The sequence below is a fragment of the Acinetobacter sp. NIPH 817 genome, from assembly GCF_000368405.1.
GTDB lineage: Bacteria > Pseudomonadota > Gammaproteobacteria > Pseudomonadales > Moraxellaceae > Acinetobacter.
This window is the reverse complement of record NZ_KB849420.1, coordinates 159150-181023: the sequence shown is the minus strand read 5'-3', so window position 1 is coordinate 181023 and position 21874 is coordinate 159150. Positions and strand designations below refer to the sequence as shown.

The following is a 21874-nucleotide window of genomic DNA, read 5'->3' as shown; positions in this document are numbered from 1 at the left end:
AGGCAGCCTTAAACCGCTGCCTTTTTTATTGAGTAATCTTGATTATTTGGACGCTCACAAGTTTGCGCAATCACATAAGGTGCCCAAATATTTTTAAGTTGAAGTTCTATAATTTCTTGATGCTCAGTAGACCAAGCTAACACTTTATTTTTACCCAACAACAACTCCCCTTCTAATTGAAAAATATATAGAGATTTAGAGGAGTTTAATAATTTCGAGCTTTTTAAAATTTTAAGTGAATTATGCACATTCCATTTAGAGCTAAACCAAAGTTGCAGTAAATCACCTAAATATAAGTTCTGTTTTTTGAAAGGATAAGCATCAATCCATGCATCTTCTACAGGTGTGTAATAGGATTCTGATTGAGTTAAGACATTAAGATAATTTTGTTGATAAAAATCAAAATTAGAAAAAATAGAAGCGATCGTAAGCGTTTTCATACTTATCTCCGATTTAGCCATTTTAGTGCTGGCAAGTTGGTTTAAATCCACACTGTTTGGATTTCTCCAAACGCTTGTTCTTTCTTGAATCTAGCAACTGACTTTTTAAAGTGCAAGTAATTTCTAAACATAGCACCCAACTGATCAAATAAAAAGCATACAACACAAAAATGAAGTAAACATGACAATTTAGACTTGACCCTTCTCAAAATCTCCTTATAATCGCATGCAGATTCTCCCATAGCTCAGTCGGTAGAGCGACGGACTGTTAATCCGCAGGTCCCTGGTTCGAGCCCAGGTGGGAGAGCCAAATACTAAAAAGCCCGCAGCATTAAAGCGGGCTTTTTTTTGCCATAATTTTATTAATAGCTATAAAAAAATCCCCTATCAATATAGAGGATTTAATTTTCATGGTTAAACCATTTACTTGGCTTAATGATCCAATCTAAGTTTGAAAAAGATATTCTTTTCTTAAATCCTTATTCCATTTCAACTACTTTTAAAGGATTAAAAGACTGAGTGGTCGGCATCATTTCAATACGATTAATATTAATGTGCGGAGGTTGTGAAGCAACCCAAGCTACCGTATTTGCAATATCTTCAGGCAAGATTGGATTCTTTTTATCATAAAGACTGTTCACTTTCTCTTGGTCACCTTTAAAACGTACCAAAGAAAACTCTGTACCCCCACAAAGCCCGGGCTCAATGTTAGTTACTCGAATGCCGGTACCAGATAGATCAGCTCGAAGGTTTAAACTAAATTGCTCCACGAATGCTTTGGTGGCACCATAAACGTTACCACCCGGATATGGGTATGTACCTGCAATTGACCCCATATTAATAATTAAGCCAGACTTTTTCTTTACCATGTTTGGCAAAATTAGTCGGGTAACAGTAATAAGCCCCTTAACATTGGTATCAATCATAGTGTACCAATCATCTAAATCTGATTTATCGGCTGACTCCAACCCTAATGCTAGACCAGCATTATTTACCAATAAATCAATTTGACTGATTTGAAATTCGGTTGGTAAATCAACTAGTGCCTTATTTATATTTTCTACGGTATCTGTCATGTCAAATACTAATGGATAGAACTTTTCACCAAGTTCTTGTTTTAGTTTTTCTAGTTTTTCTGCCCGTCTTCCACAGCCAATAACTTTGTAACCTAACTCAATCAGTTTTTTTGAAATACTATAACCAAAGCCCGCAGAGGCACCTGTAACTAATGCTAACATTCTTATATCCTTAAAATATTCGACTAATTTAGTTGAACCGATTATGAACAAAACTATCTTTATATTTACATAATATTCGTTATTACTTTAAAAAATAAAAGCAGAACACGCCTACCACCGAAGGTATAAAGCTTACTTAATAAAAAAGTTTACCTTTCACGGTAAACTTTTTTATTAAAACTTCTAATATTATGCAGGCACGCCACTGTGAAAACGGAAGGTGTCGTCAGGCGTTAAAATCAGATTCTTTTCAACTTCACGAATATGATCAATGCGCTGCTGAATATCCTCTTTAGGATTTTTCATTTTTGCAGTTTTTGCAACATCAAGTGCAAGTGCTAAGTAGTCTTCAAAATGACGAGACTCCGACTTAAGCAAATAGCGATAATAACGTCCTAACTCATCATCTACACGTGGGGCAAGAGCATGAAAGCGTTCGCATGAGCGCGCCTCAACAAAAGCACCTACCACAAGTACATCAATTAAAGCCTCTGGCTCATAAGTCCGAATCTCTTTACGGAGCCCACCAGCATAGCGCCCTGCACTTAAGCCATCCCATTTCTGACCACGCTTGGCCATAAGCTCAAGCACTTGTTCATAATGAAGCATTTCTTCTCGTACCAGCTGTGCAAGCTTTACTTGCAAATCAGGGAAAAAGCTATAACGAAACATTAAGTTCATTGCTGTACTAGCTGCTTTTTTTTCACAATTAGCATGATCTTGCATCAAAATATCTAGATTATTGATTGCCTCATCTAACCATGCTTTTGGTGTTTGGCAGCCTAAAAAAGCCAAGACAGGTTGCATTAATTCATCGTAATTGATACTCGACATAACCAATTAACCTGCCACCTGAATTGCTGCTTTCATATCTTTAACAGCTTGAACCAGCCCCACAAAAACACTATCTGCAATAATTGAGTGTCCAATGTTTAACTCGTGAATTTGTGAGATAGCAGCAATTGGAGCAATATTTTTAAGGTTAAGGCCATGACCAGCGTTTACAACTAAACCTTTTGAAGCTGCATATTCAACACCTTTGATAATACGCGCCAGCTCAGCCTGTTGATCTTGCTCTGTTGCCGCATCTGCATATGCACCCGTATGTAACTCAATCGTAGGTGCACCGCATGCAACTGCTGCATCAATTTGAGCTAAATCCGCATCAATAAATAATGATACGTCGCAGCCAATAGCAGCTAAAGTCTGAGTTGCAGCTTTAACTTTTTCAAAGTTACCTACTACGTCTAAACCACCTTCGGTAGTTACTTCTTGGCGTCTTTCAGGAACAAAACAAACATGCTGTGGCTGAATTTCTTTCGCAAACTCGACCATTTCATCAGTAACAGCTAACTCAAGATTCATACGTGTTTTTAATAATGGACGCATGCGGCGTACGTCATCATCTTGAATATGGCGACGGTCTTCACGTAAATGCAAAGTAATGCCCTCTGCACCCGCTTGTTCACAAATAAGAGCAGCTTCTACAGGATCTGGGTAAGTAGTACCGCGCGCCTGTCTCAAAGTAGCAACATGGTCTATGTTTACACCAAGCAATGCAGCCATAAATAAATCCTAATTACGATTGAGTTTGAGTGTTTTGAATCCACAATTGTCGACTTTTTAGGGGACGATCACCTAAAAGCGATGTAATCATTTGACGGTATAGTTTACCTAATAATTGCAATTGTTCGAGAGAAAAATCCTGCCCTTGCTCATAATCCAACATAGACAAAATCGCTTTCCCTGACAAGGAAGAACGGCTCGCCTGCACAACAGGAGAGAAACCTTCTGTCACTTGAAATTGATAAAACTGATGAACCTGAATCGGCTGTTGTTGGGTATCGACTGAGAAATCAAGTGCGTATCCAAGTTCAGGAAGTAAAATATGCTCGAACTGGCGCAAAATCTGCCGAAGAAAAAGGTCAGGATTTTCGTGGGAAGATAATTGTTGTAATTGAAGTAACGTTAACTGATATTGCTCAAACGTTTGTGGCATTGTCTCTTCTAAGGGACAAAGTCTAAGAACAACTTCATTTAAATAAAATCCGGCAAAAAAAGCATCACCAAAAAAGAAAACAGGCTGATTTAAGATTTCAAGCTTTGTAAAGTTTTTCAGCTCACTTTTACCCGTGGCTTGCAAGCGGATAGGCTGATATTGAGGGGGCGGAGTCTGCCTTAAAATACCATCGACTCGCCCGTACTCCTGAGTAAAAAGATGCACAATATGACTTTTTTCACGGTACTTACGGTGATGAATCATATATCCATGGAGGACTTCATTGCGCATCATAAAAAGAAACTATTCCTCAGATTCTTTTTCTTTTTTGTCATCCTCATCATCACCGTCAGGAATTACCGCCCCTACAACAGCTGCTGTACCTTTAACAACACCTTTTGTAGTTTTATAGGCGATACCTACTGGTACGGTTACAAGCTTATATACACAACCTTGTAACATCAATGTACATCCAATTATAGCGACCAATGATGTAATTGTTTTCATACCAGCATCCTTATCCTTTAGATATCACTATACCCTAAGCTTTTTAAAGCACGCTCATCATCAGACCAGCCACCTTTAACTTTAACCCACAAAGTAAGCATGATCTTTTGCTCAAACATTTTTTCCATGTCTTTACGAGCATCCATACCGATTGTTTTAAGCTTGGCACCTTTTTCACCAATTACAATCGCTTTTTGGCCTGCACGATCTACAAAAATCGTTGCATCAATATAAGTACAAGCTGGCTTTAAACGACCAGTTTTTTCATTAACAGTCTCTTCTTCCGTTTTGAAAGATTCAATTTGTACTGTTAAATCATAAGGTAATTCTTCACCTAACTGGCGCATGATTTTTTCACGAATAATTTCGCTAGCTAAAAAGCGTTCAGAACGGTCAGTAATCTGATCAAATGAATACAAAGGCGCTTGGTAAGGAAGATACTTCTCAATCGTTTCGCTCAAGTGTTCCAGATTTGCTCCGCGTAATGCAGATACAGGAACGATCTCGGCAAAATTCATAAGCTTAGCGCGCTCCTGAATCAAAGGAAGAATATCTCTTTTATCTTCAAAAGTATCAGCTTTGTTAATCACCAAAATAACTGGCATTTCAGCATTCTTGAGTTTTTCAAGTACTAAGTCGTCATTTTGCGTCCACTTATAAGCATCAATAACAAATAAGACCAAATTGACGTCGCGCAATGCAGAATGAGCTGCACGGTTCATCATTTTATTAATAGCGCGCACTTCTTTTTTATGCATACCCGGGGTATCTACATATACCGCCTGCATTTTTTCACGCGAATCAATACCAATAATTTTATGACGTGTTGTTTGAGGTTTACGCGAAGTAATAGAAAGCTTTTGACCTAATAAATGGTTCATGAGGGTAGATTTACCCACATTTGGACGTCCCACAATCGCCACAAATCCGCTCTTAAAATCCGAAGGAATTGTTACGCCTTTGGAACTAAAAAATTGATCAATCAGATTATTAGGATCTTGGTTCTCATTTGAATCTGGATTGATTTGATCAGAATGCATCGACATGCAGGTTATTGCTCCAATAACTTTAAAATTTCCGCCGCTGCTGCCTGCTCGGCAAAGCGACGACTTGAACCCTCACCATGAATCTTTGATAAGCCATCTATCAAACATTCAACTTTAAAGTGCTGGTGAGGTGCATCACCCTGAATATCTACAACCTCGTAAACAGGGAGAGGTTTTTTACGTGCTTGTAGATACTCTTGTAAACGTGATTTAGGGTCTTTTAGTTGATCCGTAGGCTCAATATGGTCTAAATACGGTACATACCATTTTAGCACAATATCTGTAAGTAAGTTGAGATCACCACTATCAATATAAATTGCACCAATAATGGCTTCTACCGTATCAGCCAATATTGACTCACGATGATGACCACCAGATTTCAATTCACCCGTACTTAATATTAAACACCGACTAAGTTGCAAATCGGTTGCAATCTTACCTAACGCTTCCTGACGTACTAAAGTCGCCCGCATACGCGTTAGACGACCTTCGTTTTCATTTGGATAGGCATGATATAGATAATTGGCAATAATCATGCCCAATAATGAATCGCCTAAAAACTCCAAGCGCTCGTAATTGTATTTATGACTCACCGAACGATGAGTCAAAGCTAACTGTAACAATTCAAGCTGCTTGAATTGATATCCGATTCGACTCAATAAGCGAGGATCACTTAGTTTGAACTGATGTTTTATCAAAACTCTTCTCAAATGTTAAAACTAAATCAATATTTGATAAGAAGGGTTTTCTTACCTCATATTTCTTTGTGACTTTCAGACCAGACTCATTAAACACTTGCGCAATCTCTTTAAAATGAAGATCACGAATATTGTTCATTTCCAGTCGCTGATCCATTTGTGTCATAAACTTCTGCGGGGTGATGTCAGAAGAGCTTTCTTGTAAAAGCTCTTCTATTTGATTGTTAATCAATCGATCATCCCAATATGCTGGCCAAACTGCAAGTACAGCTTTTACTGCAACCGCAAATATAACCACCCCAAATAAAATTGCTAAATACGAAGTACCTTGCTGTGCCTTACGCATTTCTTTTTTTCCTAATGGTTGTTTTTAATCTATTTTTCCATTTCGGCCAAAGTTAGGAAGATGTAAACCCGGTTCTTTATGCATCCAGACATAGAATGCTCGTCCTGTTAAATTTTCTTCAGGAACAAAGCCCCAAAAACGACTATCTGCACTTTGATCACGGTTATCCCCCATTGCAAAGTAATGTCCTTTTGGAACAGTCACTTCCCAATATAAACCGTCTTGGTTTGCATATTTACCATTTTCAACATAGTTGATAAACGGTGCTTGACGCGCCACATTTACGCCTTCAAGTTCACGCATTGTAAAGGTGTGCGTACCAATCGTCTCTTTATGATAAATAGACGTTGGTGTATCTAATACATCTTTTTCACGGCTAAACTGTGTTAATACTTTCGGTACTTTTTGTCCGTTAATAATCAATTGTCCATGATCATAAACAAGATGATCGCCTGGCAAACCGATTACACGTTTAATATAACTAATGGTAGGTTGAGGTGGATAACGGAATACAATCACATCACCACGCTTTGGTTCTCCCACATCAATAATTTTCTTATTAACGATAGGTAAACGCACACCATAATCAAATTTATTCACCAGAATAAAATCACCAGTTTCTAAAGTAGGTACCATAGAATCTGATGGAATATTAAATGGTTCGTAAAGGAATGAACGAAGTACAAGTACTACAGCTAAAACTGGCCAAAAGTCATAAGCCCATGTAATAACAAAATTTTCGTTCCCGCGCCCTTTATTTGCACGCTGTTTGAATACAAGTTTATCTAACAACCACACTGCAAATAGAATCAGCGTAACTGGAACAAGAATTAAATTAAAATCAAAATCCACACGACCTCACTCGCAGCCTAGCTGCTTGTATTACAGTGGGGAAAAGAAATTGTTCACTTCCCCCACCCTCATTTCTTATCTTTCTACTTTCAATACAGCCAAGAACGCTTCTTGTGGAATTTCAACGCTTCCCACTTGTTTCATACGTTTCTTACCTTCTTTTTGTTTAGAAAGTAGTTTTTTCTTACGCGAAACGTCACCACCATAACATTTTGCCAATACGTTTTTACGCATCGCTTTTACAGTAGAACGGGCAATAATTTGCGCACCGATTGCTGCCTGAATAGCAACATCGAACATTTGGCGAGGAATTAAGTCTTTCATTTTCTCAACCAATGCAATACCACGATGGCGTGCATCATTACGGTGACAAATCATAGCCAAGGCATCAACCTTTTCGCTATTAATTAACACATCAACCTTAACTAAAGCTGAACTTTCAAAACGTACAAAGTTATAGTCTAAAGATGCAAAGCCACGAGAGCATGACTTTAATCTGTCAAAGAAATCCATAACGACTTCAGCCATCGGGATTTCAAAAGTAATAGAAACTTGGTTACCCAAGAATTTCATATCTTTTTGTACACCACGACGTTCAATACAAAGGGTCATTACATTCCCTAAGTACTCTTGCGGAACAAGGATATGACATTCAGCAATTGGTTCACGCAAATCTTCTACAGTAGATCCGTCTGGCATTTTTGATGGACTGTCGATATAAATCGTTTCGCCCTTCTTGGTTAATGCTTCATAAATTACGGTAGGCGCAGAACTGATGAGATCAAGATCGTACTCACGCTCTAAACGCTCTTGTACAATCTCCATGTGTAGCATCCCTAAGAACCCACAACGGAAACCAAAACCTAATGCATCAGAACTTTCTGGTTCAAAGAATAAAGCCGAGTCGTTAATCTGCAATTTTTGTAGCGCTTCACGGAATGGCTCAAAATCACTCGCATCAATCGGGAAAAGACCAGCATAAACCTGTGGTTTAACTTTTTTGAAACCCGGTAAAATCGTAACATCAGGGGTAGATGCAAGCGTAATCGTGTCACCTACTGGCGCACCAAAAATATCTTTAATACCCGCAATTACAAAACCTACTTCACCAGCTTCAAGGATATCTGTTTCCGTATGCTTCGGATTAAATACACCCACTGAAGTTACCGGATGAGTTTGACCTGTCGATTTAACCAACATTTTGTCGCCCTTACGGATACGACCTTGTTTAATACGTACAAGAGAAACTACACCTAGGTAGTTATCAAACCATGAGTCGATAATTAATGCTTGTAAAGGTGCTTCACGATCACCTTCTGGTGCCGGAATAACATCGACTAAACGCTCTAAAACACCTTCAACACCCAAACCAGTTTTTGCTGAACAGGTTGGTGCATCAGTTGCTTCAATCCCGATAATTTCTTCAATTTCATGAATTACACGTTCAGGTTCAGCCTGCGGTAAATCAATTTTATTTAAAATAGGAAGAACTTCGAGACCTTGTTCAATCGCGGTATAACAGTTTGCAACTGATTGTGCTTCTACACCTTGTGCAGCATCTACAACCAATAGTGCACCTTCACATGCAGCTAATGAACGAGAAACTTCATACGAGAAGTCTACGTGTCCAGGAGTATCAATAAAGTTAAGTTGATATTCCTGACCATTAGGGTGAGTATAATATAGCGTGACTGAAGCGGCTTTAATGGTAATCCCACGTTCGCGCTCAAGCTCCATTGAGTCCAAGACTTGAGCTTGCATTTCACGATCTTGTAGACCACCACACATCTGAATAAAACGGTCAGCCAATGTAGACTTACCATGGTCAATGTGGGCAATAATCGAGAAATTTCGTATATTTTTGATATCGACGGATTTTTTAGCTTGCGCCATGGGTTACCTTGAGAAAATATAGAGTGCTATGTAGCTTGTTTTAATACACAGCCAAAGCAGTTAAATAAATTGCGTGAGATTATAACAGATGGATATTTTAAAGTATCCAAAATAATCATGAGCTTTGTACTTATGTTTTAAAAATGACAATCACAGTGAGCCTATTGTTTCAGGTTATTGGGCATAAGAAATAGTAAAATCATATGGGTTTATGCTTGAATCAAGCGGCTTGTATGCATGGGTAAAAGTTGGTGACATTCGCTTTGGACGTCCTGTAGCAATTTCAATACATGCCCATTTTGTATTTCCAACAAATAATACGGCCTGATCTGATGGACGGAAAAATACATATTGGCGGAACGAATAAAGAGCATTGATATCATCTAACCATGTGCGTAATACAATTTGTTCGCCTTCAAATGCAGCTTTACGATATTGCACATGATGCTCAACCGCGACCATTGCATGTTTTAGTTCGAGATATTTAGTTACCCCGACTCCTAAGGTCTCAACATGAGCAGCAGCTACATCTTGCATCCACTGTACATACATCACATTATTCACATGTCCTAACGCATCAATATGATGTGGCTGCACCTGAATATGTAAATCAAAAATACTACTCACAAATATTCACTCTTATTTATTAACTTTTAAACTGAAATAAGTGTAGGTAGATATCACTATACGCTCAAGATAAATAACAAAAAACCACCCATGTTTAGGGTGGTTCATTGTTTCTTTTTTAAATTTACTGAATACGTAAACCAAGCATTGCACGTTGTCCCTGACGAATAATTGCAACACGCGCTACCGTATTCTTTTGCAAGTTAGAAACGACTTTTGCAAAATCCTGACTATTTAAAATCTGGTTATTGTTGACTTGAACAATCACATCACCCGGAATGATATTTGACAATGATGCTAAGCCACCACGGCGAACATCTTGTACATAGATACCACCTTTTACACTTAAAGCACTTTTTTCTGGTTCAGCTAAATCACGAATGCTCATTCCTAAAACAGGGCCTTTAGATACTGCACTTTGCGCACCTGTGGCAGGCGTTTCATCTGGAGCAGTCGTTAAAGTTGCTGAAATATTACGGGTTTTGTCATCACGTAATACTTCAAACTGAACAGTTTGATTCGGCTGTACTTTGTTTAATGCGTAGAGTAATTCACTCGTGCGCGATACTGGATTACCGTTATATTTCAAAATCACGTCACCAGCTCTAAGCCCTGCTTTTTGTGCAGGCGAGTTCGGAGAAATTTGAGTAATTAGGGCACCTTCAGGTTTTGGTAACTTGTAAGCATCAGCAAGGTTTCGGTCAATGTCTTGCATCATCACACCAAGATAAGAGCGTGTTACCTTACCTTTAGTTTTAAGCTGTTCGGCTACATCCATCGCTACGTCAATCGGAATAGAAAAAGACAAGCCCATATAGCCGCCAGTACCACTAAATATTCGAGAGTTTACCCCGACTACTTCACCATTTTGGTTAAATAATGGACCACCAGAGTTACCTGGGTTTAGCGCAACGTCAGTTTGAATAAATGGTACCGAAGTTTCACCACTCATATTTCGTGATTTAGCACTCACAATACCTGCCGACGCAGAGTAGTCAAAACCAAAAGGTGAACCAATTGCTAAAACTGGCTCTCCTACTCGTAAGCGGTCAACATTTCCTACGCGTAAAGCTGGATAACTATTTCCAGTCACTTTTAACAATGCAACATCTGTACGTTCATCACTCCCAACCACAGTTGCATCAATTTCACGGCGGTCATTCAAAGTAATACTAATGCGTGAGGCATTTTCAATCACATGGTGGTTGGTGAGTAGGTAACCATCTTTACTAATAAAGAATGCACTACCGTATGCGGTTTTTTCTTGTGGACCCTGTTGCTGTGGAATGATGACCTGATTTCCAAAGAAACGTTTCAAAATTTCAGGGACTTGCTGCTGCAACAGTTCATCCTGAGTCATTTTTTTTACGACGTTTACACTCACCACTGCTGGACTAACTTGTTCAACGAGGTTCGAAAAATCAACAGCAGCATTTGCCTGAACAGCAGCAACTGTAAATACCGCTGCATACATTCCTTGTTGTAAATAGCGAGTTTTCATTCGGTGCTCACCCACAATTGGTCTACGAGAATAAGAATAAAACTGTTGTATCACAACGCTTTGGGGTTGTGCGTAACAATATGTTTATTTGTAAGACATCCTTACAATCATTATTTTACGCATTGCAACTTTTTAAGCCAATTGCAATTTTTCTCTGAGTTAGAGCGCTTAAGCTCTTGCCTTTTTAGATAAAAAGGGGTGTCATTAGCGGACGTTTTAGATTGTTGCGAATGGACATGCCTAATTTACAGACAATTCACCACTTTGACGTGATTATTGTGGGCAGCGGCGGTGCTGGTTTAAGTCTGGCTTTATCGTTACCAAATCATTTTAATATTGCAGTTTTAGCCAAAGCTGCTTTAACCGAAGCAAGTACCTTCTATGCTCAAGGTGGTGTTGCTGCTGTTCTTGATGAGACTGACTCTATTCAACAGCACATTAATGACACTATGATTGCAGGTGCTCATTTATGTGAAATGGATGCGGTACAACATACCGTAGAAGGCGGTCGTCCTTCTGTTGATTTTCTTTTAAAGCAAGGCGTGCAATTTACTTTAGATGAAGATGAACAACTTCATTTAACACGCGAAGGCGGTCATTCACAACGTCGTATTATCCATTCGGCTGATGCAACCGGTAAAGCTATTTCAACCACCTTGGTTGAGCGTGCCAAAGAACGTAAAAATATTACTATTTTTGAAAACTACATTGCGATTGATTTAATTAGCTCGCATAAATTAGGTCATACCGATCAAGCGAATCGCGCTATTGGTTTATATGCCTTAGATGAAAATACAGAAAAAGTTCATACATTCCTTGCACCATTTACCGCACTGGCTTGCGGCGGTGCGATGAAAGCTTATCTGTACACATCTAATCCAGATATTGCTACAGGTGATGGTATTGCAATGGCCTTCCGTGCAGGTTGCCGTGTAGCCAATATGGAATTTAATCAGTTCCACCCAACTTGTCTGTATCACCCTCAAGCTCGCTCATTTTTAATTACTGAAGCCATGCGCGGTGAAGGTGCTTATTTGCGCTTACCTGATGGCGAGCGTTTTATGCTACGTTTTGACGATCGTGCAGAACTGGCTCCTCGCGATATTGTAGCGCGTACCATTGACCATGAAATTAAACGCCTCGGTATTCGTCATGTGTGGTTGGACATTACACATAAATCACCTGAGTTTATTAAAGAGCACTTCCCTACACTTTATGCAAGATTGCTTGAGTTAGGCATCGATATTACTAAAGATATGATTCCAGTGGTGCCAGCAGCTCACTATACATGTGGTGGTGTCGTGGTTGACTCAAATAGCCAGACGGATATTGAAGGTCTATATGCGATTGGTGAAACGTCTTATACCGGTTTACATGGTGCAAACCGTATGGCAAGTAACTCATTACTTGAGTGCTTCGTTTACGGCATGAGTGCAGCCAAAGATATCGAGAATAAATTTGATGAAAACTTCAAATTACCTGAAGTACCCACTTGGGATGACTCACAAGTAACCAACCCTGATGAAGATGTGGTGATTTTACAAAACTGGGATGAGTTACGTTCGACCATGTGGAACTACGTTGGTATTGTAAGAACTACAAAACGTTTAGAGCGTGCTTTGCACCGTATTGAAATGTTAAAGCGTGAAATCACTGAATATTATCAAGACTACCGTGTTAGCAAAAACCTAATTGAGCTGCGTAACCTTGTTTTAGTATCTGAAATGATTGTGCGCTGTGCTATGCAACGCAAAGAATCACGTGGTCTACATTACACACTCGATTACCCGGAAACTTCGAGTGAGATTCGTAAAACAGTTCTAACACCGCCAAATTTTGCAGTAGAACAGCCCTTAGTTAATACTGATATTTAAGCTGTTCTTCTACGGAAAAGCACAGTTCAGACTGTGCTTTTTATTTGGTTTAATATTTATGATTTAGGTGGGATTGAATAAGTCGCAGTCACATGTGCAACGGGTTCCTCTAACCCAATTGAATAAATCCACACCTCACCTACCACTAAGCTCTTTCCAACTTTCATAAGCTTACACTCACTGCGCAAGTCTTGATCACCCGCAGGTTTTCTTAGAAAATTAATATTAAAATTGGTCGTTACAGCTAAACCAACAATGCCGATTTCACCTAATATTGCAATATATAAAGCAAAATCAGCCAAAGTCATCATGGTTGGGCCAGATATGGTACCACCAGGCCGTTGATGTCTTTGATCGACATGATAATAAACGACAGCAGCTTTAGGCGTGACTGATTCAATCGTGCAATGTTCAAGACTGGGTGGAAATTCCTTTTCAAGAAATGCCACGATTTCTTCTTTTGAACTTTTCATCCTTGTTATTCTTCAATCTATAAAATCATATGTAAGATAGCATAAGAAAATAACAGATCTTTTCTATGACGTTTTAAATCAGAATTAACGTCATTTTTAACCACTCCCATTTTTATAAGAGTGGCTCATTCAATTGCTTATCCTAAATATTGCAATGCCTGTTCGAACACCTGATCAGGACTTTGGGTTGCATCTATTCGCTTAATACGTTCTGGTTCAGCTTTCCACAAGGTTTCATAGCCTTCACGAACCTTAGTAAAGAAGCTTAACTTTTCTTGTTCAAAACGGTCTAATGCTCCACGTTCACGGGCACGGTTCATACCAAGTTCAATCGGTGCATCTAACCAGAAAGTCACCTCAGGCATGCGCGAAACAAAATTCTGATTTAAAAGCTGTAATTTATCTTGGCTTAAACCACGACCAGAACATTGATAAGCAAAACTTGCATCAGTAAAACGATCACTTAATACAATTTTGTTAGCATCTAGAGCCGGCAAAATAACTTGTTGTAAATGTTGAGCACGTGCCGCATAAATAAGCAATAGTTCAGTATCATGACTCATGTTTTCATCATGATTCACTGCTAAAAGCATTGAACGAATTTGTTCAGCTAGCGGCGTCCCACCCGGCTCTCGAGTTAAAACAACTTGTTTGCCTTGTTGTTCAAAATACTGATGAATTTTTCGAATGAGTGTAGTTTTACCTACCCCTTCCGTGCCTTCAAAGCTAATAAACATCTCTTTTCCTTATTTCTTCGATCTCAACACGGATAAATAGTCCTGCACCGCTTGATTATGCGCTTGCAAACTTGCCGTAAATTTATGCCCACCATTGCCAGTCGCTACAAAATAAATGTTATTTGAATCATCTGGATGCAATGCAGCTTCAATTGCTTTTTGGCTTGGTAAAGCAATTGGCGTTGGCGGTAAGCCATTAATAGTATAAGTATTATAGGCTGTTGGGGTACGGAGGTCTTCTCGAGTAATATTGCCTTTATAGTTATTACCCATACCGTAAATAACAGTTGGATCCGTTTGTAAACGCATACCAATTTTTAAACGGCGAACAAAAACGCCTGAAACTTGTGTAAGTTCACTGTCTAAACTTGTTTCTTTCTCAACAATAGAAGCCATAATTAATGCTTCATATTTATCTTTATAAGGTAAATTCGGCGCACGATTTGCCCAAGCTGCATCTAGAGCTTTCATTTGACGGTGGTATAAATCGGTCAGAATTTTCTTATCTGTTTCACCTTTGGCAAAGAAATAAGTATTAGGTGCAAACAAACCTTCAGGATGCCCATAAGGAATCCCAAGCGCCTTCATCAGCTGATCATCTGGTAAATCTAGTATTGTATTTTTTACATTTTTATCATTTTTGAGTGCAGTAATAAGCTGTTTAAAAGTTGTACCTTCAATGACCAAAACACGGTTCATCTGAGCATTATCAGCGTCAGATAACATCTCTAATACTTGTCTTACACTCATCCCTTGTTCAATTTCATACACGCCAGCTTTCATGCTGTCATGAATCATAAACTTCTGATAAAGCTTTAATACGATAGGAAAGCTAATTTTGCCTTCTTTGGCCAAACGATCAATAAAACCAGAATAAGTTTCTCCAGATGTAATCGATAACATCTGTTTTTTTCCTTCGATAGGATAAGCCTTAAACAAGCTTGACCATAAAATGGCAAAAGTAGAGATTAAAACAATAAAAAGGCCAATTAAAACCAGTCGCTTAGAAAATTTTGGAGCTTGTTTTTTGTTATTTTTCTTGGCGTTTTTTGCTTTCGCATTCACAGGTGGCTTCGGCATATTAATGAATCTGATTTAAGTTAAGGATATGAAATAAATCTATGCATGCCTGTGTATCTAGCGTTTTTTCGCCTAAATGAGTGACTACTCGCATAGGGTTTAAAGCATTACAAAAGAATAGACTTTGTATTTCAGATACTTCATCTAATTCAATCACACGTACTTCACAGGCAATTCCATGGTGCTGCATACGCGCCAGAATTTCTGCCCGCATTACACCGTGGACGCCATTATAGCGAAGTTCAGGAGTAATCCATCTATCATTTAAACGAATAAAACAATTACTGCTGATCCCTTCAACAATATAACCTTGTACATCAGTAACTAATGCTTCAGCCCACCCGAGTTGATCTGCTTCTTTTTTTAGCAATACTTGTTCAAGACGGTTTAAAGATTTAAGTCCGACCAAGCTCGGCATGGTTAGACCTAGAGCCTGATTTAAGACACCGCACTGGATAGAGTCTGGCAAAAATGGCTCTAAAGCTTTTGGATAAAACCAGATATAAATATCTGCTTCATGCTTTGGCAAACTATAACCACGGTCACCTTCACCACGACTAATCACAATTTTTAAAGTGCCGTTGAGCACAAGATTTTGCTTTTGTAATTGCTGTAAGCTTTGTTCTATGAGTTCAAAATTCGCAGTTAAAGACAGTCTTTGACATGCAAGTTTTAGACGTTCCCAGTGTCTTTCTTTAAGCTCAATCTGGTTTTGAAAAACACGAATTGTAGTAAAGCACCCATCGCCATAATGAAATGCTCGATCCAATAAAGGAATGGTCTCAACAGGTTGCCCATTTTTAAAACACCACATGTTTGATCACCCTTTCTTAAAAATCGCACAACAAAAACAACACCTTTCATTTAAATAATAAATGATTGATTTTAAAAAATTATACCGATTTCGTATTAACTTTTAAAACTTGTTATATATCAAGATTTAAGAATAGTTTATCTCTTTTTACTATTTCTATTTTTTTCATATTAAATTCGTTTTTTATTATTTTTTTAGAATAAAGACTAGCGCTATTCTGCGTTCATGTTTTGAACATTTCATATTTTTTGAGGACTTATCTCATGCGTTTTTCACAATTAAAAGTCGGGGTTATCGCTGCACTTCTTTCTGTTTCATCATTTGCAGCTCAAGAGTTTTTAAATGTTTCTTACGATCCAACTCGTGAGTTATATACAGATTTCAACAAACAGTTCGGTACTTACTGGAAACAACGTACGGGTCAAGATATTGAGTTTAAGCAATCACACGGTGGTTCTGGTAAACAGGCGCGTGCGGTTATTGATGGCTTAAACGCAGATGTAGTGACATTGGCACTTGCGGCAGATATCGATGAAATTGCGGAAAAAGCAAAATTACTTCCAGCTGACTGGCAGAAAAAGTTACCGCAGAACTCTACCCCATACACTTCAACAATTGTGTTTTTAGTGCGTAAAGGTAATCCAAAACAAATTAAAGACTGGGGTGATTTAATCAAACCAGGTGTAGAAATTATTACGCCAAACCCGAAAACTTCAGGTGGTGCTCGTTGGAATTATCTTGCAGCTTGGGCTTGGGCAAAACATCAACCGGGTGGCAATGATGCAAAAGCACAAGAGTACGTTCGTCAAATTTATAAACACACTAAAGTTCTAGATTCGGGTGCACGTGGTGCCACGACTACTTTTGCTGAGCGTGGTATTGGTGATGTGTTACTCGCTTGGGAAAACGAAGCTCATTTAGCTCTTCGCGAACAACCGGGCAAATTTGAAATTATTACCCCGTCTCTTTCGATCTTAGCTGAGCCTCCAGTTGCAATTGTAGAGAAGAATGCAGCTAAAAAAGGCAACTTAACGATTGCTAAAGGTTATCTCAACTACTTGTACTCACCTGCTGGTCAAGAAATTGCAGCTCGTAACTTCTACCGTCCGCGTAACGCAGCTGTTCTTAAGAAATACGGCAATGTATTTAAGCCATTAAAGCTTGTAACCATCGACAAAGAATTTGGTGGTTGGACAAAAGTGCAAAAACAACATTTTGATAATGGTGGTGTTTTCGATCAAATCGTGAAAATCAATAGTGCAGAGAAATAATTCTTTGTTCTAAGGATAAGGAGAACAGACATGATTCACACTGTAATTGTTCCGGGTGTAGGTGGTAGTGAACATCAACATTGGCAATCTTGGTTGCAGCGTCAACTCGTGTCTAGTTCTCGTGTTGAGCAAAAAAACTGGGATAGACCCGTACTAAGCGAATGGGTTGAACAATTTGTTAAAACAGTTCAAGCAGCACCAACTCCTGTTCAGATTGTTGCACATAGTTTTGGATGTTTAACAAGTGTTGCTGCTTTAGCAGAGTACCCAGAATTAAGAAGCCAAGTGAAGAAACTTATTTTAGTCGCGCCAGCAAATCCAGCACGCTTTGGGGAAGCAGGATTTGCTCGTCATAGCTTGACCGACTACAAAGCGTATTTTCATCAATTAAAAATTGATGTGCCTGCAACGCTACTCATTAGTGAGAACGATCCTTGGCTCGGTCTTTTTGATGCTTTACAACTTGCAAAATCATGGAAGTTAAATCCAGTTAATCTTGGTGAAGTTGGCCATATTAATGTTGCCTCAGGTTTTGGGCCATTTCCAGATTTACTGAATTATTTGATTCCAGAAGATTCGATGTGTAGTTACTCATCTATCGACCCGGTAAAAACACATTTCTCTTTGAAATTTGCTTAATACCAATCTTTATACCGCACCGTTTATCTTTATTTATTCGCTTACTGGTTTCAGCAGGCTTTTCTCTTTGAGGAAATATCATGTCGCAGCGATCCCGAGTGCTGCCTGGGTTTGGCCTATCTTTGGGCTTCACCCTCGCCTATGTGTCTTTTATTGTGCTTATTCCATTAGCCGCGGTCTTTATCAAATCATTTGGAATTGGATGGGACGGATTATGGGAAATTTTAACGTCTGAGCGTATTTTAAAATCGCTTCAACTCAGCTTTAGCTCAGCTTTAATCGCAGCGTTTATTAATGTTGTGTTTGGTTTGCTTTTAGCTTGGTGCCTTGTTCGCTATAACTTTCCTGGGAAACGTCTGGTTGATGCCTTGGTTGATTTACCTTTTGCACTTCCAACAGCGGTTGCAGGTATTGCGCTGACCTCACTCTATGCACCTACTGGCTGGATAGGCCAATATCTGGAACCACTTGGTATTCAGGTTGCCTATACACCTATCGGGATTACGCTGGCATTGGTGTTTATCGGTATCCCATTTATTGTAAGAACAGTTCAACCAGTACTCAGTGATATCGAAACTGAACTTGAGGAAGCGGCTTCCGCACTCGGCGCAAATCGTTGGCAAACCATCACTAAAATTATTTTACCGATCTTACTACCTGCCCTATTTACAGGCTTTGCTTTGGCATTTGCCCGCGGTGTGGGTGAATATGGTTCTGTTATTTTCATTGCTGGCAATCAACCTTTTAAAACAGAGATTGCACCACTCATGATTATTTCTCGTCTTGAGGAATATGACTATGCAGGTGCAACCACTATTGCTGCTGTGATGTTAGTTCTCTCTTTCATTATTTTATTTGCCATTAATTTACTTCAAGTCTGGGCAAACCGTCGTACAGGGAGAAATATCACATGAACCTACATACTGACAGCAATGCACTCGCGTTTAAATTGCAATCACGAGATGCAACACGTGAACCAACTTGGGTACGTTATACCTTAATTACAATTGCGCTGGTTTTTTTCCTCAGTTGCCTCATGTTGCCACTCATTCTGGTTTTTGTAGAAGCATTTAAACAAGGACTTGAAGTTTATGTTCAAGCTTTGATTGATCCAGACACGCTATCAGCAGTGAAATTAACCTTACTCACCGCAGCAATTGCTGTTCCAATTAATGTGGTATTTGGTGTTGCCGCTGCATGGGCTGTTTCTAAGTTCCAGTTTAGAGGTAAGGCAGTTTTAACTACCATTATTGATATGCCTTTTTCAGTTTCACCTGTTATCGCAGGTTTAATGATTGTACTGATTTTCGGTGCTCAAGGTTGGTTAGGCGGCTGGTTAATGGACCATGACATCAAGATTCTATATGCCGTACCTGCAATTGTTTTAGCGACTATCTTTATTACCGTTCCATTTGTAGCACGTGAGTTAATTCCACTCATGGAAGCTCAAGGAACTGAAGAGGAAGAAGCAGCTATCGTACTCGGCGCTTCCGGATGGCAAACCTTTTGGAAGGTCACACTCCCTAACATTAAATGGGGGCTAATTTACGGCGTAATTCTTTGTAATGCCCGTGCAATGGGTGAGTTTGGCGCAGTATCGGTGGTTTCTGGTCACATTCGTGGTGAAACCAATACCCTGCCACTTCATGTCGAAATTTTATATAACGAGTACACCTTTAGCGCAGCGTTTGCCGTGTCCTCATTACTTGCTTTTTTAGCCATATTAACGCTGGTATTGAAAACGTGGTTAGAACTACATCAAGACAAACCAGAACCACATTCAACTGATTCGTAAGGAATGAAATCATGAGTATTCAAGTTAAAAATATTGAAAAACACTTTGGTGCATTCCATGCGCTTAAAAATATTTCCCTAGACTTTCCAGAAGGCGAACTGGTTGCCCTACTCGGCCCATCTGGTTGCGGTAAAACAACCCTACTTCGGATTATTGCAGGATTAGAATCAGCTGATGGTGGTCAAGTGCTACTTGAAGGTGAAGACGCGACCAATGTACACGTACGCGAGCGTCAGGTTGGTTTTGTATTTCAGCACTATGCTTTATTTCGTCACATGACAGTATTTGACAATATTGCTTTTGGTTTACGTGTTCGTCCTCGTGCAACCCGTCCTTCGGAAGCTGAAATTAAAAAACGCGTTACGCGTTTACTCGATCTAGTTCAACTTGGATTTTTAGCAGATCGCTACCCTGCTCAGCTTTCTGGTGGACAACGTCAGCGTATTGCTTTAGCCCGTGCTTTGGCAGTAGAGCCACGAGTCTTATTGCTTGATGAACCATTTGGTGCGCTAGATGCTAAAGTCCGTAAGGAGTTACGCCGTTGGTTACGCAACTTGCATGATGAATTGCATATTACGTCAATTTTTGTAACCCACGATCAGGAAGAAGCACTCGAGGTTGCAGACCAAATTATTGTAATGAATAAGGGGAATGTCGAGCAGATCGGCTCACCTCGTGAAGTTTATGAAAAACCTGCAACACCATTTGTATTTGATTTCTTGGGTCAGGCAAATCGTTTTGAAGGTGAAAACACAGACGGTATTATCCGTATTGGCAATGACCGTATTCAATTACCAACGTTAGTTGAAGCACCTCAAGGAAAAGTGATTGCTTTTGCCCGTCCAGATGAGTTACATATTCACTCGCAACCGCAGGCGAATAGCATTGAAGCCATTTTTGTACGTGAAATCTGGATTGCTGGAAAAGTTGTGGCGGAATTACAAGACCGTAATGGACGTTTAATTGAAATTGCTCTGAGCAGTGAAGCTGCAAAATTACATGCATTTAAACCGAATCAAACTGTTTGGGTGAGTGCATCTCAATTGCACTTATTTGCAGATCAAGTTGCTTAAGAAATATATTTGGTAAGGAAAAGTGTGAATGAACTTTCAACAATTAAGAATTATCCGAGAAACTGTACGCCAAAACTTTAACTTAACCGAAGCATCGGCTGCACTCTACACGTCTCAATCAGGTGTAAGTAAACATATTAAAGATCTAGAAGATGAGCTCGGCGTACAACTTTTTATACGAAAAGGTAAACGTCTTTTAGGTTTAACAGAGCCAGGACAATCTCTTCTTGGCATTGTTGAACGCATGTTGGTTGATGCTGAAAATATTAAGCGCCTTGCAGAAGACTTTAATAAAGTTGATGAAGGCACATTAACGATCGCAACAACCCATACTCAAGCACGTTATGTGTTACCTCCGATCGTCAATCAATTTAAGAAGTTATTTCCTAAAGTTCATTTGATTTTACAACAAGCCAGCCCAGTTGAAATCTCAGAAATGTTATTACAAGGTGAAGCGGATATTGGGATTGCCACAGAGTCTTTAACAACTGAAGAAAACCTGGCTAGTATTCCTTACTATCAATGGCAACACAGCATTATCACACCGCAAAATCATCCTTTAGTAAAGGCAGACAAGATTACGCTTGAACTTTTAGCGGACTATCCACTCATTACTTATCATGGCGGTTTTACAGGTCGCTCTAAAATTGACAAAGCTTTTGAAGAAGCTCACCTTGATGCAGATATCGTCATGTCAGCTCTCGATGCAGACGTTATTAAAACGTATGTCGAATTGGGTATGGGAGTCGGAATTGTCAATGACGTGGCCTATGACACAGAACGTGATCATCGCTTAAAACAAACTAAAACTGATATTTTTGGTGTCAATACGACATGGATTGCAGTTCGTAAAGGCCATCTACTACGCGGTTATGGTTACGAGTTTATTTCCTTATGCTCACCTGATGCAGATATTAAAGCACTTAAGAAAATTGCTTACCCAGATGAATAAAAATTCAAAAATAAATAAA

At 39.2% G+C, this 21874-nt stretch carries 25 protein-coding genes and 1 tRNA gene; 8 read left to right on the top strand and 18 right to left on the bottom strand.

Annotated features, from left to right (window positions below; all coding sequences use genetic code 11):
* Positions 1-8: 8 nt before the first annotated feature.
* Both F968_RS04475 and F968_RS19565 read right to left on the bottom strand, forming a co-directional pair.
* Positions 9-440 carry a hypothetical protein gene (locus tag F968_RS04475; RefSeq protein ID WP_004790752.1) on the bottom strand — a complete coding sequence of 144 codons (432 nt, stop codon included), beginning with the start codon at positions 438-440 and terminating at the stop codon, positions 9-11.
* Positions 441-481: 41 nt separating this feature from the next.
* Positions 482-628, bottom strand: a complete 147-nt coding sequence (locus F968_RS19565) for a hypothetical protein (protein WP_081399598.1) — start codon at positions 626-628, stop codon at positions 482-484.
* 46 nt (positions 629-674) lie between these two features.
* Here F968_RS19565 and F968_RS04470 point away from each other — a divergent pair.
* Positions 675-750, top strand: a tRNA-Asn gene (locus F968_RS04470).
* Between the two features lie 169 nt (positions 751-919).
* On the opposite strand, the gene F968_RS04465 is transcribed toward F968_RS04470, so the two are convergent.
* The 12 genes from F968_RS04465 to F968_RS04410 form a co-directional block, all read right to left on the bottom strand.
* Positions 920-1678, bottom strand: coding sequence for an SDR family oxidoreductase (locus tag F968_RS04465; protein ID WP_004790751.1), 759 nt, complete (start codon positions 1676-1678; stop codon positions 920-922).
* A gap of 189 nt (positions 1679-1867) precedes the next feature.
* The gene (locus tag F968_RS04460) at positions 1868-2512 is read right to left on the bottom strand and encodes a MiaE family protein (RefSeq protein ID WP_004790750.1); all 645 of its coding nucleotides are present in this window, start codon (positions 2510-2512) and stop codon (positions 1868-1870) included.
* Between the two features lie 6 nt (positions 2513-2518).
* Positions 2519-3244, bottom strand: coding sequence for a pyridoxine 5'-phosphate synthase (pdxJ, locus tag F968_RS04455; RefSeq protein ID WP_004790748.1), 726 nt, complete (start codon positions 3242-3244; stop codon positions 2519-2521).
* A 13-nt stretch (positions 3245-3257) separates the two neighbouring features.
* Positions 3258-3971 carry a DNA repair protein RecO gene (recO, locus tag F968_RS04450; RefSeq protein ID WP_004790746.1) on the bottom strand — a complete coding sequence of 238 codons (714 nt, stop codon included), beginning with the start codon at positions 3969-3971 and terminating at the stop codon, positions 3258-3260.
* Between the two features lie 9 nt (positions 3972-3980).
* A complete protein-coding gene (locus F968_RS04445; protein ID WP_004790744.1) occupies positions 3981-4184 on the bottom strand; it encodes an NF038104 family lipoprotein in 204 nt (67 codons plus the stop codon).
* 17 nt (positions 4185-4201) lie between these two features.
* Positions 4202-5224 carry a GTPase Era gene (gene era / locus F968_RS04440; RefSeq protein ID WP_081399272.1) on the bottom strand — a complete coding sequence of 341 codons (1023 nt, stop codon included), beginning with the start codon at positions 5222-5224 and terminating at the stop codon, positions 4202-4204.
* 11 nt (positions 5225-5235) lie between these two features.
* Positions 5236-5928 (bottom strand): ribonuclease III, encoded by a 693-nt coding sequence (gene rnc, locus F968_RS04435; RefSeq protein WP_004790741.1) that lies wholly within the window; start codon positions 5926-5928, stop codon positions 5236-5238.
* Positions 5900-6274 (bottom strand): DUF4845 domain-containing protein, encoded by a 375-nt coding sequence (locus F968_RS04430; protein WP_004790739.1) that lies wholly within the window; start codon positions 6272-6274, stop codon positions 5900-5902. Before F968_RS04430 ends, rnc begins: the two co-directional genes overlap by 29 nt.
* 24 nt (positions 6275-6298) lie before the next feature.
* The gene (lepB, locus tag F968_RS04425; protein ID WP_004790734.1) at positions 6299-7126 is read right to left on the bottom strand and encodes a signal peptidase I; all 828 of its coding nucleotides are present in this window, start codon (positions 7124-7126) and stop codon (positions 6299-6301) included.
* Between the two features lie 75 nt (positions 7127-7201).
* Entirely contained in the window at positions 7202-9019 is a 1818-nt protein-coding gene (gene lepA, locus F968_RS04420) for a translation elongation factor 4 (RefSeq protein WP_004790731.1), read from the bottom strand.
* Positions 9020-9193: 174 nt separating this feature from the next.
* Positions 9194-9646, bottom strand: a complete 453-nt coding sequence (locus F968_RS04415; protein ID WP_004790729.1) for an acyl-CoA thioesterase — start codon at positions 9644-9646, stop codon at positions 9194-9196.
* A 124-nt stretch (positions 9647-9770) separates the two neighbouring features.
* Positions 9771-11147, bottom strand: a complete 1377-nt coding sequence (locus tag F968_RS04410) for a Do family serine endopeptidase (RefSeq protein ID WP_004790726.1) — start codon at positions 11145-11147, stop codon at positions 9771-9773.
* Between the two features lie 230 nt (positions 11148-11377).
* Here F968_RS04410 and nadB point away from each other — a divergent pair, with 230 nt between their 5' ends.
* A complete protein-coding gene (gene nadB, locus F968_RS04405) occupies positions 11378-13021 on the top strand; it encodes an L-aspartate oxidase (protein WP_034596149.1) in 1644 nt (547 codons plus the stop codon).
* A 56-nt stretch (positions 13022-13077) separates the two neighbouring features.
* Here the strand turns inward: nadB and F968_RS04400 are convergent, their stop codons facing one another.
* The 4 genes from F968_RS04400 to pabC all read right to left on the bottom strand — a co-directional run bounded on the left by F968_RS04400 (position 13078) and on the right by pabC (position 16125).
* Positions 13078-13494 (bottom strand): PaaI family thioesterase, encoded by a 417-nt coding sequence (locus tag F968_RS04400; RefSeq protein WP_004790722.1) that lies wholly within the window; start codon positions 13492-13494, stop codon positions 13078-13080.
* 137 nt (positions 13495-13631) lie between these two features.
* Positions 13632-14231 carry a dTMP kinase gene (gene tmk, locus F968_RS04395; RefSeq protein WP_004790720.1) on the bottom strand — a complete coding sequence of 200 codons (600 nt, stop codon included), beginning with the start codon at positions 14229-14231 and terminating at the stop codon, positions 13632-13634.
* 9 nt (positions 14232-14240) lie between these two features.
* Entirely contained in the window at positions 14241-15311 is a 1071-nt protein-coding gene (mltG, locus tag F968_RS04390) for an endolytic transglycosylase MltG (protein ID WP_004790718.1), read from the bottom strand.
* A gap of 1 nt (position 15312) precedes the next feature.
* The gene (gene pabC / locus F968_RS04385; RefSeq protein ID WP_004790717.1) at positions 15313-16125 is read right to left on the bottom strand and encodes an aminodeoxychorismate lyase; all 813 of its coding nucleotides are present in this window, start codon (positions 16123-16125) and stop codon (positions 15313-15315) included.
* Positions 16126-16388: 263 nt separating this feature from the next.
* On the opposite strand from pabC, the gene F968_RS04380 reads away from it, so the two are divergent.
* The 6 genes from F968_RS04380 to F968_RS04355 all read left to right on the top strand — a co-directional run bounded on the left by F968_RS04380 (position 16389) and on the right by F968_RS04355 (position 21855).
* Positions 16389-17396: a sulfate ABC transporter substrate-binding protein gene (locus F968_RS04380; protein WP_004790716.1), complete on the top strand. Its 1008-nt coding sequence runs from the start codon at positions 16389-16391 to the stop codon at positions 17394-17396.
* Positions 17397-17426: 30 nt separating this feature from the next.
* Entirely contained in the window at positions 17427-18035 is a 609-nt protein-coding gene (locus F968_RS04375) for an RBBP9/YdeN family alpha/beta hydrolase (RefSeq protein WP_004790715.1), read from the top strand.
* A gap of 80 nt (positions 18036-18115) precedes the next feature.
* Entirely contained in the window at positions 18116-18949 is an 834-nt protein-coding gene (gene cysT, locus F968_RS04370; protein WP_004790714.1) for a sulfate ABC transporter permease subunit CysT, read from the top strand.
* Positions 18946-19830: a sulfate ABC transporter permease subunit CysW gene (gene cysW / locus F968_RS04365; RefSeq protein ID WP_004790712.1), complete on the top strand. Its 885-nt coding sequence runs from the start codon at positions 18946-18948 to the stop codon at positions 19828-19830. Before cysT ends, cysW begins: the two co-directional genes overlap by 4 nt.
* A gap of 11 nt (positions 19831-19841) precedes the next feature.
* A complete protein-coding gene (locus F968_RS04360) occupies positions 19842-20903 on the top strand; it encodes a sulfate/molybdate ABC transporter ATP-binding protein (RefSeq protein ID WP_004790711.1) in 1062 nt (353 codons plus the stop codon).
* A 28-nt stretch (positions 20904-20931) separates the two neighbouring features.
* Positions 20932-21855: a CysB family HTH-type transcriptional regulator gene (locus F968_RS04355; RefSeq protein ID WP_004790709.1), complete on the top strand. Its 924-nt coding sequence runs from the start codon at positions 20932-20934 to the stop codon at positions 21853-21855.
* Positions 21856-21874: the final 19 nt, after the last annotated feature.